The sequence below is a fragment of the Inquilinus sp. OTU3971 genome (assembly GCF_038440215.1).
Genome location: NZ_JASATH010000196.1, coordinates 1 through 15,314 on the forward strand (window position 1 = coordinate 1; position 15,314 = coordinate 15,314).

Here is a 15,314-nt window from a genome sequence, read left to right on the forward strand (position 1 = left end):
GGCGCGGACCCTAGAAGGTGAAGGTGAACTTGTCGCCCGAACCGGTCGCCGAGGTGCCGAACATGTTGGTCACCCGGATGTCGACCGTGCCGAAGCCGAGGGGCGACGTCGCGGTGATGTAGGAGCCATCGGGGGCCACGGTCGGCAACCCCACCGCGAAGCCGCCGAAATCCACCACGCAGTCGGGGGTAAAGGTCGAGCCCGACGCCGGCAGGATCGTCACCTTGGTGCCCCAGTTGCCGCTGGTCGGGTTGACCGAGGCGACGGCGGGGACGGCGGGCGGCGGGACCTGCGGGGCGCGCAGCAGCTTCAGATAGGTGTTGGCGTCGTGCTGGAACCCGACCTGCGCCATGAACTGCTGCACATCCGTGGTGTCGGTATCGGGATAAGGATCCAGGAACTGCAGCGGCGACTCCGTGTTCAGCGGCGGCTGCTGGGTCGGCTGGACATAGACGTTGCCGTTGGTCAGGGCGGCGGCGGCGGCCAGCAGGACGCCGACGTCGTTCGTCAGCTCCGCGGTCGGGCCAGGCCCCGGCGGGTTGGCCGTCGGCCCGGGATAGAAGGGCTGATTGATCAACGGGTCCAGGGGCAGCTTCCAAAGCGTCGCCCAGGCGTTCGGCACCAGGTCGTATTTGTTGTAGATGCAGACGGCAGTCGGGAACTGCTTGTCGAACCAGGCGGCGAAGGCGGCATCGCCCGATGTCGGGGCGGCGAAGGTGTAGGGCTGGATGCTTGCGATCGGCAGCTTGCCGGCCGAGACCTGGTGCTGCAGGTACAGCGCGAGCGTGGTTGCCATCGCCCCGCCCAGGCTGTGGCCGACGACATAGAGCGTGTGGGGTTTCAGCTTCGCAAGCTGCTGCTGCAGGTCGGTGCCCACGGTGATTTCCTTGAACGCCGCCATCGCGCCCTTGGAGATTTTGGGTTGCGGCCCGGGGTACGGTGTGCCGCCGGCGGGGAAGTCGTGCAGCTGCCCGACCTCCAGATCCTCCAGCTGGTCCATCAGGTCGCCCATCTGGGTGCCGCGCAGCACCAGCGCGTAGACCGAGTTGTCGTTGCGGTCGTTCGGCCCCTGCGCGATATAGGCCAGGTTGGCGTCGTCCTCGGTCAGCCCGACCCAGTTCACGCTCCACTGGCCCTGGGTGGCCAGGTCCTTGTCGGCGAGCTGGGCGGCAATGCCTTGCCTGATCCGGGTGGCGTGCTCGTCCGGCTTCTCGCCCGAAGGCCGCGGCTCGGACCCGTCCGAGGCCAGCGCCGCCAGGGTCATCATGATCTGAGTGGTGGAATAGTCTGGCATTGCGGCAATCCTTTTGTTCAAATGCGCCAACAAAAAAGGAAAAATACTTCTGAATTCCAAGATGCGTCTGGGCGAGTACTGGCGCGGATACCGCCGACGCCAGTAGGAAACATCTCTCAAAGAAATGCAACCGCGTTGTCGTGACGATCGGGCGGCAAGGGATGGGCGCGGTCATCGGGCGCCCTCCCGGATGGAGGCGATGTTCGCCTCATAGGCGGCCGGGCCGCCGCGGAACACGGCGGAGCCGGCGACCAGCGTGTCCGCCCCCGCCGCGGCCGCCACCGCAGCCGTCTCCGGCGTCACCCCGCCATCGACCTCGAGCCGGATCGGCCGGTCGCCGATCATGGCGCGGATGCGGCGGATCTTCCCGGCCATCGCCGGGATGAAGGCCTGGCCGCCGAAGCCGGGATTGACCGTCATCACCAGGATCAGGTCCAGCCGGTCCAGCACATGCGCCACCGCCTCCGCCGGGGTCGCCGGGCACAGCGCCACCCCGGCCTGCTTGCCGAGCGACCGGATGTGCTGCAGCGACCGGTCGAGATGCGGCCCGGCCTCGGCATGCACGGTGATGACGTCGGCGCCGGCCCTGGCGAAGGCGTCGAGATAGGGGTCGGCCGGGGCGATCATCAGATGCACGTCGAACACCCGGTCGCTGTGCGGCCGCAGCGCCTTCACCACATCCGGCCCGATCGTCAGGTTGGGCACGAAATGCCCGTCCATCACGTCGATATGGATCCAGTCGGCGCCGGCCTGAACGACCGCGCGCACCTCCTCGCCCAGCCGGGCGAAATCGGCGGACAGGATCGAGGGGGCGATGACGGTGTTCACAGCTTGGCCTCCACTTCGGGCGGCTCGGCCGAGAACACGCGGCTGGCGCGGATGTCGGCCTCGGCCAGGGTGACGAAATCCTCGACCGTCAGATCGGGCGTCCTGTCGCGCACCAGCCGGTTGGCCTGGCGCAGCCGGGCGCGGTCCAGCGCGTTGCGGATCGACCGGCCGTTGGCGAAATGCGGCAGGCGGATGCGGCGGGCGACATAGTCGCGGAACGCGGCCAGCGCCTCCGGGCTGAAGCGATAGTTCTGCCGCGCCAGCATGCCCTCGCCGATCGTGATCAGCTCCTCCTCGGAGAAATCCGGGAACTCGACGTGGTGGGCGATGCGCGAGCGGAAGCCGGGATTGCTGGTGAAGAACTTCTCCATCCGGTCGGCATAGCCGGCGACGATCACCACCAGATCCTCGCGCTGGTTCTCCATCACCTGCAGCAGGATCTCGATCGCCTCCTGGCCGTAGTCGCGCTCGTTCTCCGGCCGGTACAAATAGTAGGCCTCGTCGATGAACAGCACGCCGCCCATCGCCCTTTTGAGGATCTCCTTGGTCTTCGGCGCGGTGTGGCCGATGTACTGGCCGACCAGGTCGTCGCGGGTGACCGAGACCAGGTGCCCGCGCCGGACATAGCCGAGCCGGTGCAGGATGTCGGCCATCCTGAGCGCCACGGTGGTCTTGCCGGTGCCGGGGTTGCCGGTGAAGCTCATGTGAAGGGTCGGCGCCTCGGCGCCGAGGCCGAGCCGGCGGCGGATGCGCTCGACCAGCAAGAGGGCGGCGATCTCGCGGATCCGGGTCTTCACCGGCACCAGCCCGACCAGCTCGCGGTCCAGCGCCTCGAACACCTCGTCGATCCGGGTCTCGGCGAATTCCCGGGCGAGGTCGATGCGGGTGTCGGGCGCGGCGAGGGCGGCTTCGGTCATGGCGGGCCTCTTTCCTTCCACACTCCCCCTCCCCCCGCGGGAGGGGGTAGGGGGAGGGGGTGTCGATGCAGAGCGCGGGCTGGGATCGGCGGGGGCGAGTGTCGGGGCGCGATCACGGGAGGTCGCACTGCCGGCGCCCATACCCCTCCCCCTACCCCCTCCCGCAAGGGGAGGGGGAGGATGAAAACCTCACCCGGCCGGCCCCGCCACCAGCCGCGTCGTGTACCGGATGCTCCGCCCCTCCACCTCCTGGCGCTCCAGGGCGAAGCGCGCCTCCTCCGGCGGGCGGTTCACGAGGAACGAGATCCGCACCGACTCCCAGCCGGGGCTGGCGTCGAAGCCGGAGATGCGGATGTAGCGGTCGCCATAGGCCTTGCGGCACGACGCCAGCTCGGTCATCACCGCGGCGGCGTCGCGGATGTCGAACATCGGCAGGTCCCACATCTCCCAATAGGTGTTGCGGGGGTGCGGGTCGTCGGTGAACTCGATGTTCACCGCCCAGCCATTGTCGATGCAGTACTGCACCTGGTCGGTGATCTGCCGGTCGGTCAGGTCGGGCAGGAACGAGAAGCATCCCTGGGTGATGCGCATGGCGGCCTCCTCAGCTGGCGGCGGTGACGGCCGGCACGAAGTCCGGCGTGTCGGTCGAGGCGTAGTCGAAGGTGACGTCCTTCCAGACGTCGAGGGCCTGGCGCAGCGGCTGGCAGTGCCGGGCGGCGTCGACCAGGATCTGCGGTCCCTCCACCTTGGTGTCGCGGCCCTCGTTGCGGGCCAGGATCATGGCCTCCAGCGCGACCCGGTTGGCGGTGGCGCCGGCCTGGATGCCCATCGGGTGGCCGATGGTGCCGCCGCCGAACTGCAGCACCGTGTCCTCGCCCAGATAGTCCAGCAGTTGATGCATCTGCCCGGCATGGATGCCGCCGGACGCCACCGGCATCACCTTGCGCAAGCTGGCCCAGTCCTGGTCGAAGAAGATGCCGTTCTCCAGCTTGGCCGGCAGATGGTCCTCGCGCAGGATGTCGTAGAAGCCGCGGGTGGTGTTCGGGTCGCCCTCCAGCTTGCCGACCACGGTGCCGGCATGGATGTGGTCGACGCCCGCGAGGCGCATCCACTTGGCGATCACCCGGAACGACACGCCATGCGACTTCTGCCGGGTGTAGGTGCCGTGGCCGGCGCGGTGCAGATGCAGGATCATGTCGTTGCGCCGCGACCATTTCGACATCGACTGGATCGCGGTGTAGCCGATCACCAGGTCGATCATGACGATGACGCTGCCCAGCGACTTGGCGAACTCCGCCCGCTCGTACATGTCCTCCATGGTCGCGGCGGTGACGTTCAGATAGGTGCCCTTGATCTCGCCGGTCACCGCCTGGGCCCGGTTCACCGCCTCCATGCAGTACAGGAACCGGTCGCGCCAGTGCATGAAGGGCTGCGAGTTGATGTTCTCGTCGTCCTTGGTGAAGTCGAGCCCGCCCTTCAGCGCCTCGTACACCACCCTTCCGTAGTTGCGGCCGGACAGGCCGAGCTTCGGCTTCACCGTGGCGCCCAGCAGCGGCCGGCCGAACTTGTCCAGCCGCTCGCGCTCGACCACGATGCCGGTCGGCGGCCCGTCGAAGGTCTTCACATAGGCGACCGGCAGCCGCATGTCCTCCAGCCGCAGCGCCTTCAGGGGCTTGAAGCCGAAGACGTTGCCGATGATCGACGCGGTCAGGTTGGCGATCGACCCCGGCTCGAACAGGTCCAGGTCATAGGCGATATAGGCGAAGTACTGGCCCGGCTGGTTCGGCACCGGGTCGACCCGGTAGGCCTTGGCCCGGTACTTCTCGCAGGCGGTCAGCCGGTCGGTCCAGACCACGGTCCAGGTGGCCGTGGAGCTCTCGCCCGCCACCGCCGCCGCCGCCTCGACCGGGTCGACCCCGTCCTGCGGCGTGATCCGGAACAGCGCCAGGATGTCGGTGTCCTTCGGCTGGTAGTCGGGCTCCCAATAGCCCATGCGCCGGTATTCCATCACCCCGGCCTTGTAGCGGTCCTTGCCGGTGACGGTGCCGCTCTTGGGGTCGAGACCCTTGGCGTCGAATGTCGTAACGTTCGTGCTCATGGCGCTCTCCTCTCAGGCTGCGGCGCCGATCGCGATGCGCGGGTCGAGCGCGCCGGACCGGTAGCGTTTCGCCATCTCGGGCAGGGGCAGTGGGGTGATCTTCGCGGCCTGGCCGGCGGTGCCGAACTGCTCGTAGCGCTCGCGGCACAGCGCCTCCAGCGCCGCCATCGACGGCTGCAGGAACTTGCGCGGGTCGAACTCGCCGCGCTTCTCCACCGCCACGCGGCGGATCTCGGCGGCCATGGCCAGGCGGCAATCGGTGTCGATGTTGACCTTGCGCACGCCGTGCCTGATGCCGCGCTGGATCTCCTCGACCGGCACGCCCCAGGTCTTCGGCATCTCGCCGCCGAAGCGGTTGAACTGCTCCTGCAGCGCCTCGGGGACGGAGGAGGAGCCGTGCATCACCAGATGGATCTCGGGCAGCCGCTCATGGATCGCCTGGACCACATGCATCGCCAGGATCTCGCCATCCGGCCGGCGCGAGAACTTGTAGGCGCCGTGCGAGGTGCCCATGGCGATGGCCAGCGCGTCGACCCTGGTCTCGCGCACGAAGGCCACCGCCTGGTCCGGGTCGGTCAGCAGCTGGTCGTGGCCGAGCGCGCCCTCGGCGCCGTGCCCGTCCTCGGCCTCGCCCTGCCCGGTCTCCAGGCTGCCGAGCACGCCGAGCTCGCCCTCCACCGACACGCCGACGGCATGGGCCGTGGCGGCGACCCGGCGGGTGATCTCGACGTTGTAGTCCCAGCTGGCCGGGGTCTTGGCGTCGGCCTCCAGCGACCCGTCCATCATCACGCTGGTGAAGCCGTGCTGGATGGCGGACAGGCAGGTGCCGTCGTCGTTGCCGTGGTCCTGGTGCAGGCAGATCGGGATGCCGGGATGCATCGCCTCCGCCGCCTCCACCATCTTCGCCAGCATCAGGTCGCCGGCATAGGACCGGGCGCCGCGGCTGGCCTGCAGGATCACCGGCGCGTCGGCCTTCTGCGCCGCCGCCATGATCGCCAGGATCTGCTCCATGTTGTTGATGTTGAAGGCGGGCACGCCGTAGCCATGCTCGGCGGCGTGGTCCAGAAGCTGTCGCAGCGTGATGCGGGCCATCATGAGTTCCTTGTCTATGGAGCGATCAGGCGTTCCGCTCTATTCGAGTCCCCCCGCGGAGGAGGTCGCTATTCGGAGTCCCCCCTCCCCTTGCGGGAGGGGGCTAGGGGGAGGGGGGTGTCGATCGAAGGGCGCGAAACATGACCAACTCCGGTTCTTGCTGCCCGAACCCCCTCCCCCTGCCCCCTCCCGCGAGGGGAGGGGGGACTAAAAAAGGCTGGGCGGGCCCATCTCGCCTCACACCGCGTGCACGCCCTGGGCGGCCTTGACCATGTGGAAGGCGACCAGGAGCTGGGTGAGGGCGAGGGGGTGGCTGGTCGCGCGGCCGGCGGCGCCGTCGTAGCGGCCGAGGTCGTCGCGCAGATGGCTGGCCTCGGGGATGTGCTCCCAGAGATACTCCTCCACCCGCTCGGCCCGGCGGTCGGAGATCGAGCCGCGGATCTCCAGCACGTCCACCGGCTTGCCCTCGTCGCGGGTCAGCTCGAAGCCGACGCTGCCGTCACCCACCGCCTCGATCAGCCGGGAAAAATTCGGGTGCGGCAGGGTCGGGCGCAGGATATGGGCGACGTCGAGCCGGTGGTCGGTCTCCGGCGCCCCGGCCGAGGAATTGGCGCCGGGCGGGCGCTGGAAGCGGATGACGATGTCGGCGAACAGCCGCTGCGGCCGGATGAAGGTCGGGCTGTCATATTCCCGCTTCTTCAGCGATTCCAGCACCTGCTCGGCGGTGTAGCCGCGCTTCGAGGTATCGCGGTGCACCTTCCAGCGCACCCGCAGCTCCTCCTCCGGGTCGAGGTAGATCTTGACGTCGTAGCAGTCGCGCATCGCCCTTGTGGCGTAGCCGAGCAGCCCTTCCGCGACCACGAACTCCTTCGGCTCGATATATTCCGGCCGGTCCAGCGTGCCCTGGTCGTGGTTGTAGATCGGCTTCAGGATCGGCTGGCCCTGGCGCAGCAGGTGCAAATGCTGCTCCAGGATGTCGACATAGTTGCCGGCGGGGTCCAGCGCCGAGACCCCGTTGCTGGCCCGCTCGCGCCGGTCGTAGCGGTGATAGTCGTCGGTGCAGATCAGGGTGCAGCGCTGCGGCCCCAGGATCTCGGCGATGCCGCGCGACAGCGTGGTCTTGCCGGCGGCGCTGTCGCCGACGATCCCGAGGATGATGGGCCGGTCGAAGGAGGGCTTGGACATTCTGGTCTCCCGTCTCGGGTCGTGATCGGCGAGCCTCGGGCGCGGCTCGGAAGGGTTGGGCCAGCTCCGCCCGGCGGCCTGCGGCTCGCCCCCTCCCCCAGGGGGAGGCGAAGGGGAGGGGGCTGCCTCCGCCCTGGGTGTCGCGGCAGCGGGCGGAGGGGTTGTTGTGAGCGTTGGAGAAGCAGCGCCGGCCTTCCCTTCCTGAGTCCCCCCTCCCCTCGCGGGAGGGGGGTAGGGGGAGGGGGTTGCCGCAGCCGGAGCCGTCCTCGGCAGGTTAGGGACGCTCACCGCCGCATCTCCTGGGGCGCGCCCGGCGTCTCCACATAGGTCGTCAGCACCTGCCACCTCCTGTCCGGCGCGGTCAGCATCAGCGACTGGGTGCGGGTGCTCGTGCCCCGCCGCGACACGCCCTCGAACAAGAGGCCGGTGGTGATGCCGGTGGCGGCGAACCACACCTTGTCGCTGCGCACCAGCTCCTCCACCCCCCACCAGCGGCGGGTGTCGAGCCCGGCCTGGGCCACGGCGGCGCGCTCATGCTCCAGCTGCGGGTCGATGCGGCCCAGGAACTCTCCCCCCAGCGCCCGGATGGCGCAGGCCGCCAGCACCCCCTCGGGCGTGCCGCCGGTGCCCATCAGCGCGTCCACCCCGCCGCCCGGCATGGCGGCGACGATGGCGCCGGCCACGTCGCCGGCGGGGTACAGGGCGACGCGGGCGCCGGCGGCGTGGATCTCCTCCACCAGCCGGCGGTGGCGCGGCTTCTCCAGCACATAGATCGACAGCTCGGAGACGGGCTTGCCCAGCGCCTCGGCCAGCACCTTGAGCTTGTCGCGGGTCGGGGCCAGCGGGTCGATCCGGCCCTTCACCGCCGGGGGCCCGGCGAACTTCTCCATGTAGAAGGCGGGGCCGGGGTCGAACATGGCGCCCTGCGGCGTCATGGCGACGGCGGCCAGCGCATTGGTCTGGCCGTTGGCCAGGTGGCTGGTGCCGTCGACGGGATCGACCGCGATGTCGACGGCGAAGCCGCTCTCGGCGCCGCGGCCCAGCCGCTCGCCCTTGTACAGCTGCGGCGCCTCGTCCTTCTCGCCCTCGCCGATGACGATGCGGCCGTCAATGTCGAGATGGTTGAGGACGGTGCGCATGGCGTCGACCGCGGCGGCGTCGCCCTCGTCCTTGCGGCCACGCCCGATCCAGTCGAAGGCGGCGCGGGCTGCGGCTTCGGTGACGCGGCGCAGCGCGTAGATGAAGCCGTCCTCGGCGATGGCGGCACCGGTCATGCGCATCTCCACCCGATATCCGCACTCCGGCCGGGGCCGGGTGCGGGGCAGGGAGTCTGTCGCTCCCCAGGACGATCAGGATCGGGGAGGGGACAGCGGACCGGAACGCCCACCCGGGTGGGCAGGCGCGATCTTACGGGTGGGGCGGGAGCTACCCGGATGGGTGGGATGGGGCGGGTGGCCTCGGCCGTTCATACGACGCCGGCCGCAACCCCGCCTGCTATGATCGCGAAGAATTCCAGCATCCGATTTTTATGAGAGGAGAGGGTAATGAGGAAAGTCATTCATGCTCTTCTGGGAATTTTGGCTGCATCGACATTGCTTTTTTCCGAGGCGCAATCGCGGGGCATGAAGTTGACGATGTATGCCGACGGTCATTCATGCCCCGGCGATTGCGACGCTCACGTTGTCATGAACGCGGAGGACAATGGCTCTCGCTTCGCCTTCGCGCCCGACAGCAGCCGCTCCGCTCCGGCGGACTGCCGCAACGGGCAGCAATGCCGGATCTGCTTCGGGGAGGGTGACGACAGCTGCATGCCGGCGCTGTACCGCGGCGGCGGCCCGCCGGCGGGCACCTTCGACTTCACGCCGGCCTTCTATGATGCGACATGCGGCAGGACCGACATTCCCGCCGCCCTGGCCCGGAAATGTGCCGAGCTGGATCGTGCCGTGCAGAGCCGCGATGGCGGCGTCAGCTATGCCGATCGCATCAATTGCTTCAAGGAGCCGACGAATCCGCGTTGCGTCGAGGTGATGGCGAAGGCCGAGGCCGACAAGGCGGCCGACCAGCCGAAGCGGCAACAGTGCCTGGCGCTTGGCGAGGAGCGGTACAATGCCCAGCAGCCATCGGCGGAGAAGCGGTCCGAGGGCTGCAACTACTCCCGCGAGCGGCGCGGCGGTCCCAACAGCAGTGGGCTGACCTGGCGCGTCCTGCTGCCGGCCGCGTGCCCCTCCGGCAGCTTTGTCGGGAGGGATGGCCTGGATTGCTGCTCGGAAAGTGTCCGCTTCGCAGCGGCCATCAAGCCCGAGTGCTCGCGCTTCTTTCTCAGGCCGTAGGGATCGGGGTCTCCAAGGTTGCGGTCGATCCAGTCGAAGGCGGCGCGGGCGGTGGTGTCGCGGCGCAGCGCTCAGCCGCCCTCGGCGATGGCGGCACCGGTCATGCGCATCTCCACCCGATATCCGCACTCCGGCCGGGGCCGGAGTGCGGGGCGGGGAGTCTGGCGCCCCCCAGGAATGTCAGGATCGGGGAGAGGGCAGCGGACCGGAACGCCCACCCGGGTGGGCGGGCGCGATCTTACGGGTGGGGCGGGACCTGCCCGGATGGGTGGGGGTGTTTTGAGCGCATTCTGAAGAATTTTCGCCCTGATCTCGCATACAGAGAACGCCGTGCTACCCTTCCAATGTTCATTCGATCAATTTCAGCTCTCCCAATCCGCTTCAATTGTTCTTCGTCCTTCTTTCCAAACGCCTGTTGCAACAAAGGTAGCTAGATTGGTTGCGGCCTCTTCTACTCGTTCATTGGAGACGCGTGTTCGCAGCCGCTGAAGTTCGTTTGCATAGCCCCTTGCGAGCTCACGGGAGTCGGCTTCCGAATGGAATTTCCTAAATGAAGCGACATGCCCTTCCGCCAAAGCTACGATTGGATAGGTATCTGTCTCTTCACTTTCCTGTTTCTGATCTCTAAAGTTTTTGACTGCCTCAGCTATAAGGGGCTCAGCAGCTTCCCATGTGTTCGCTCTCTCTGCTATAATTAAAAGTTGTTGAGCATAAGCATGTTCTATTTGAGAAGATATGTGAGCCAGCCTCGCTGTCCTGAGCATTTGAAGGGCTTCTTCATGCCGATTGAAGCCTCTTAACGCCAGGCCATATTGGAGCCAATATAGGCCGTCTATATGAAATATAGTTTCAAATTCCGAATATACCGATCGAACACGATCTTCGTTATCACGCATCATGCGTCGGATAAATCGATTGTTTATGATCGATTTAAATATGAAGCCTTCCGATCTATTTGTATGTTGAATGACCGGGGTGTTGAAGTCCGCAAAGGAATGCAGAAGCGATACGATGCAATCTCTAATCAGCTCTGGGTTTACAATTTTTTCAAATAACTCTCTGATATAAACAGAGTGCCGCGCCAATAGTTGGCCATTTGATAATTGTATTACTCCGTCCATTTCTCCAATCAATGTAGAAAGATCAGATTTAACGCCATTGAATTGTATCGCTCTTCCGGCAATACTGATGGACAGCGGAACGCGGTGTATGGTGCTGAGTCCTACGGTAATCAGCAGTTTTACGTGCTCTTCAGAGCCAATTTCGGCATAGTCTCTTCGTATTATGTCAACGAATCCAACTCCATTTGTTGTTTCAAGCAAAGCGACCAATAATTGTCTGCTAGATTTGTCAAATAACTCCTTTCTTCGTTGCTTTTGTGTCATTGATTCTAGTCTTGTCCATGGACCAAATTTCTTTAGTTTTCCTAGAATTAAATCGATATCGCTTCTCTGGAATTTATCTACCTTAATTGTTATGGGTGAAAATTCTGAAAACATGTCTTGTAGTCGACGTTTCCATATATTTTGTCTTTCCGAAAATACTAATATGCCAAGATTCATCTTGTTTCTATGAATGATATCGTATAAATCTCTCGCAACAACATCAAGTCTGTCCACAAAAATGTAATACGGTTTCGTATTTATATCTTCAAGTGATTGAATGATATTTCCAATTTCTGTGTCTGAGTCTCGGAGAAAATATACCGGACTATCTGTATTCTTGCTGAGAGCCAGCGCAGTGCACATAAGCGTCGTTGTCTTTCCACAACCTGCGGGTCCAAGCAAACCAATTAAGCTTCCTGTTTTAGGGTTTCTCTCTATCAGGCCCAGGAATTCATCCAATAGAGAAATATTTGCAGGCACCTCATCCAGAATGTCGTCCCACTTTGGCTTAAACCCCCTGTAAAATTGACGAATGGCTCCCTTAGAACTATATGATGATCGAGGAAGCGTATCCAAGCCAACAACAGTAATAGAGTTAAGCGCTCTTTGCCTGTTTGATGGAAGATTTGTTGCGAATTTCTTCAATTCCGGTCGGCGAGCGATCGCTAAGTCCCATCCAGACGGTGGCTTTTTTATTTCCTTGTTTAAGAAGGACATAAAATCGGATAGGGCGCCTGGAACATGAACTATTTTTAGCGTCTCGAGATGTTTGGATTCTATAGGACTTGCATGAGGAGTAATTACATATCCTTGTTGCGGTTTTCTATGGCTCCCCTGGCGCATTTCCGCCATGACATGCTGCAGCAGAGGTTCATTCAATTTACTCCCGATAAATACGAACACGTGATTGCTATAATTTTGTCCAAGCTCTCTATACCAAGCTGGTATTTTTGCCGATCCTTCGGCATACTCCTCTGGAGAAAATATGACTCCATCGGACAGCCGATCGGATGATCCATTTAATTTAATAATCTGTAGCTCATCAAATATGGTATCTAGATCATCCAAATTGTCATTTCTTCCATATACTGTTATCCGTTGTGGAGATATTTTTCGGGCGGCGACTTCAAGGCTATCGTCTATATTCAAAGTATAGATGCGGCTCCAACGATATCGAAGAAGAGATAGTAGGTCGTCGCCTGGCTTGCAATGCAATAGACGGCGACGAAAGTAAGATTCGACACCGGCCGCGTCCATCTGGTTAGCAGCAGAATATACAACTGAAAGCGGTTCACTATTATACGGAAGCCCACACAACGAAGCTAGCTCAGCAGCCAGTGTGGATGACATTGGCAATGGCGTTCCTGTTGAATCAGTGCTGGCCGCGGAAGCTCCTGCGCCTAAAAGGAGCATCATCCGACCTTCAAGGTAGGCTTTAGATATCTGGGTAAGCATTGTCCCTCCAAATTCTTATTTGAATTATACTAGACTTCGCCGAAATTTTCCGCACACCGCGCCAGAGTACGCCAAGCGATCCTTAGCGTCACGAGCGCTCTCTCACTCCCCCCTCTCATACGCCGGCACATCGAACTCCCCGAGGTCGATCGCCCGGAACCCCTCTCGCCGGCTCCAGTCCAAATGGCCGCCCAGGCGCTCGACCAGGGCGGCGGCGTCGGTCTGCGGCAGGTTGACGGCCGCGAGTGCCTGGGCCGTCGCCCGGAGCCAGAGCACCGGCGTGACGCCGATATGGCCCGAGCCGCGGTCCAGCAGGTCGGCCAGCATCACCACCTCGATCTCCTCGACCGGCAGGGCGGCCAGGCACTCCGCCGCCACCCGCACCGCGGCCGAGCAGATCGCGTCGCGGTGCAGCTCCAGCATCCGGCCCTGCGCCAGCGGCTTGACCGAGGCCTTGCCCGATTGCAGCAGCGTCACCGACCGGTCCGGCAGGTCCTCCAGGTCCAGCCCGTCGATCATGGCGACGATCCGTCCGCCCGCGACGAAGACGAGGTCCAGCCCCTCGACCGAGAAGGGCAGGTCGCCCAGCCTGGTGAAGCGGCCCAGCGCCTCCGCCACCGCCGCCGGGTCGCGCGCCACCAGCCGCCGGGCGAAATCGATCTCGGCCCGGCGCGCCTCGGCCTGCTGCCGCCGCGCCTGGAATTCGGCCTCGTCGCGCGCCTTCGCATCCTCCACCGCCGCGGTCAGCTCGACCTGGCGCCGCTTGGCTCCGCCGAAGGTGCGGGCGAACCAGCCGGGGCGATAGGCCTCCTGCTCGCGCCGCGTCGCCTCCTCCTGCGCCGCGGACCGCTCGGGCTCGGCCGGCGGCGGCGCCGCGGCCAAGTCGTGCCAGTCGCGGCGCGGCAGCTGGACCCGATGGGCGCCGGTCAGGGCCTCGATCAGCCGGTCGTATTCCTCGGCGGCCGAGGCCGCGGCCTCCAGCGCCGCCTGCTTCTGCGCCGCCTTCTCATAGGCCAGGCGCCGGCGCTCCGCGCGCTCGTCCCCGCGGCGCACCGCCCGGATGCTGCTCGCCATTCCCCCTCCCCGAACGGTCCCCTTCAACCCTTGCGGCGGATTGTGGAGAATGCAAGGCGCTGCCGGCAGCACAGGAGCCCATGCCGTGACCGATCTCGCCATCCGCTACCGCGCCTATATCGACTGCCTGAACCGGCAGGACTGGGCGCGGCTGGGCGATTTCGTCGACGAAGCGGCGCGCCACAACGGCCGCCCCTTCGGCCTGGCCGGCTATCGCGCCATGCTGGAGCAGGATTTCCGCGACATCCCGGACCTGCGCTTCACCATCGGGCTCTTGGCCTGCGACCCGCCCCTGGTCGCCGCCCGGCTGGACTTCACCTGCTCGCCCAAGGGCCGGTTCCTCGGGCTCGAGGTGAACGGCCGCACGGTCTCGTTCAGCGAGAACGTCTTCTACGAATTCCACGGTGGCAGGATCGTCCAGGTCTGGTCGGTGATCGACAAGCCGGCGATCGAAGTCCAGCTCCAGGACGGAGGCTGAGTCCGCAGCCACGGGTTCCATAGGACGCCGTATCGCCTATACTGACCGCCTTCCTATCATCGTATCGATGATGCCGACAGCAGCGGAGGCAGGCATGGCGACGATCGAAGGCACCCCGGGCAACGACCACATCATCATCGACGCCGAGACCGGCGCCGGCCCCCACACGGTCAGGGCCTATACCGGCGTGGATGTGATCGAGATCGACATCTATGCCCGGACCGACGTCTATCTGGAGGATGGCGGCGACACGGTCCGCGGCGGCGACGGCACCGACAGCATCCACTTCAACGGCGCCGCCAACCGCCTGTATGGCGGCGGGGGCAACGACGAGTTCACCTCCGGCACCGTCGGCGACGGCAACCTGATCGACGGCGGCGACGGGACCGACACCTTCCGCGCCGGCGGCACCGCCGCCTTCATCAACCTGGCCGAGGGCCGCGGCGCGTTCCGCGACGGCTCCGGCGAGCTCCGCCACGCCGAGCTGCGCGATCTCGAAACGCTGCAGGGCACCACCGGCAACGACATCCTCGTCGGCGACGACGACGCCAACACCATCCATGGCTGGATCGGGCATGACCTCTTGTCCGGTGGCGGCGGCGACGACATCCTGACCAGCGACGACTGGATCTCGTCCTCCGGCAACGACATCTTCGTCGGCGGGCTGGGGGCGGACGACATCACCACGGCGAACGGCGACGACGTCATCCGCATCGACCGGCTGGTGGAGAGCCTGCCGGGGCAGGAGGACCGGGTCACCGATTTCAGCAGCCGCGACATCCTCGACCTGTCGCGGATCGACGCCGACCAGACCGCGGCGGGCGACCAGGCCTTCACCCTGATCGGCGACGCCCCGTTCAGCTACACGGCCGGCGAGCTGCACTACCAGCAGCTGGGCCGCGGGCTGCTGGTCTCCGCCGACGCCGACGGCGACGGCCGCTCCGACATGCAGCTGATCCTCGAGCCGACCTGGTACCAGGGCCAGGCCCTGACCCGGCTCACGGCCGACGACGTGCTGCTATAGGAGAGACTGCCCCCTCACCCAAGCTCAACGAGTCCCCCCTCCCCTTGCGGGCTATCGGATTCACACATCTCGAAGTGAGCTTTTTTAAGTCCCCCCTCCCCTTGCGGGAGGGGGCAGGGGGAGGGGTCTGGGCGCGGGCGGGCGGGGAAGGGGG

Annotated in this window: 13 protein-coding genes; 3 read left to right on the plus strand and 10 right to left on the minus strand. The window is 65.0% G+C overall.

Going from position 1 to position 15,314, the window contains the following annotated elements:
• Positions 1-10: 10 nt before the first annotated feature.
• The 8 genes from AAHM41_RS33135 to glpX form a co-directional block, all read right to left on the minus strand.
• On the minus strand, positions 11-1,294 hold the full coding sequence (locus tag AAHM41_RS33135; protein ID WP_342240903.1) for a lipase family protein: 1,284 nt from the start codon (positions 1,292-1,294) through the stop codon (positions 11-13).
• 171 nt (positions 1,295-1,465) lie between these two features.
• Positions 1,466-2,122 carry a ribulose-phosphate 3-epimerase gene (gene rpe, locus AAHM41_RS33140; protein ID WP_342240904.1) on the minus strand — a complete coding sequence of 219 codons (657 nt, stop codon included), beginning with the start codon at positions 2,120-2,122 and terminating at the stop codon, positions 1,466-1,468.
• Complete coding sequence (cbbX, locus tag AAHM41_RS33145; RefSeq protein ID WP_342240905.1) at positions 2,119-3,039, minus strand: CbbX protein; 921 nt, start codon at positions 3,037-3,039, stop codon at positions 2,119-2,121. The genes rpe and cbbX overlap by 4 nt, the downstream gene beginning before the upstream one ends.
• 189 nt (positions 3,040-3,228) lie before the next feature.
• Entirely contained in the window at positions 3,229-3,630 is a 402-nt protein-coding gene (locus tag AAHM41_RS33150; RefSeq protein ID WP_342240906.1) for a ribulose bisphosphate carboxylase small subunit, read from the minus strand.
• 10 nt (positions 3,631-3,640) lie between these two features.
• Complete coding sequence (locus AAHM41_RS33155) at positions 3,641-5,137, minus strand: form I ribulose bisphosphate carboxylase large subunit (protein ID WP_342240907.1); 1,497 nt, start codon at positions 5,135-5,137, stop codon at positions 3,641-3,643.
• Between the two features lie 12 nt (positions 5,138-5,149).
• Positions 5,150-6,229 (minus strand): class II fructose-bisphosphate aldolase, encoded by a 1,080-nt coding sequence (gene fba / locus AAHM41_RS33160; protein ID WP_342240915.1) that lies wholly within the window; start codon positions 6,227-6,229, stop codon positions 5,150-5,152.
• A gap of 237 nt (positions 6,230-6,466) precedes the next feature.
• On the minus strand, positions 6,467-7,414 hold the full coding sequence (locus AAHM41_RS33165; RefSeq protein WP_342240908.1) for a phosphoribulokinase: 948 nt from the start codon (positions 7,412-7,414) through the stop codon (positions 6,467-6,469).
• 284 nt (positions 7,415-7,698) lie between these two features.
• On the minus strand, positions 7,699-8,688 hold the full coding sequence (gene glpX / locus AAHM41_RS33170) for a class II fructose-bisphosphatase (protein ID WP_342240909.1): 990 nt from the start codon (positions 8,686-8,688) through the stop codon (positions 7,699-7,701).
• A 270-nt stretch (positions 8,689-8,958) separates the two neighbouring features.
• Here glpX and AAHM41_RS33175 point away from each other — a divergent pair, with 270 nt between their 5' ends.
• Positions 8,959-9,744, plus strand: coding sequence for a hypothetical protein (locus AAHM41_RS33175; RefSeq protein ID WP_342240910.1), 786 nt, complete (start codon positions 8,959-8,961; stop codon positions 9,742-9,744).
• Positions 9,745-10,106: 362 nt separating this feature from the next.
• Here AAHM41_RS33175 and AAHM41_RS33180 read toward each other — a convergent pair whose 3' ends face one another.
• Complete coding sequence (locus AAHM41_RS33180) at positions 10,107-12,584, minus strand: P-loop NTPase (protein WP_342240911.1); 2,478 nt, start codon at positions 12,582-12,584, stop codon at positions 10,107-10,109.
• 102 nt (positions 12,585-12,686) lie between these two features.
• Complete coding sequence (locus AAHM41_RS33185) at positions 12,687-13,658, minus strand: hypothetical protein (protein WP_342240912.1); 972 nt, start codon at positions 13,656-13,658, stop codon at positions 12,687-12,689.
• An 85-nt stretch (positions 13,659-13,743) separates the two neighbouring features.
• Between AAHM41_RS33185 and AAHM41_RS33190 the strand changes: the two genes are divergently transcribed.
• Both AAHM41_RS33190 and AAHM41_RS33195 read left to right on the plus strand, forming a co-directional pair.
• A complete protein-coding gene (locus AAHM41_RS33190) occupies positions 13,744-14,136 on the plus strand; it encodes an ester cyclase (protein ID WP_342240913.1) in 393 nt (130 codons plus the stop codon).
• Positions 14,137-14,230: 94 nt separating this feature from the next.
• Positions 14,231-15,160, plus strand: a complete 930-nt coding sequence (locus tag AAHM41_RS33195) for a hypothetical protein (protein ID WP_342240914.1) — start codon at positions 14,231-14,233, stop codon at positions 15,158-15,160.
• Positions 15,161-15,314: the final 154 nt, after the last annotated feature.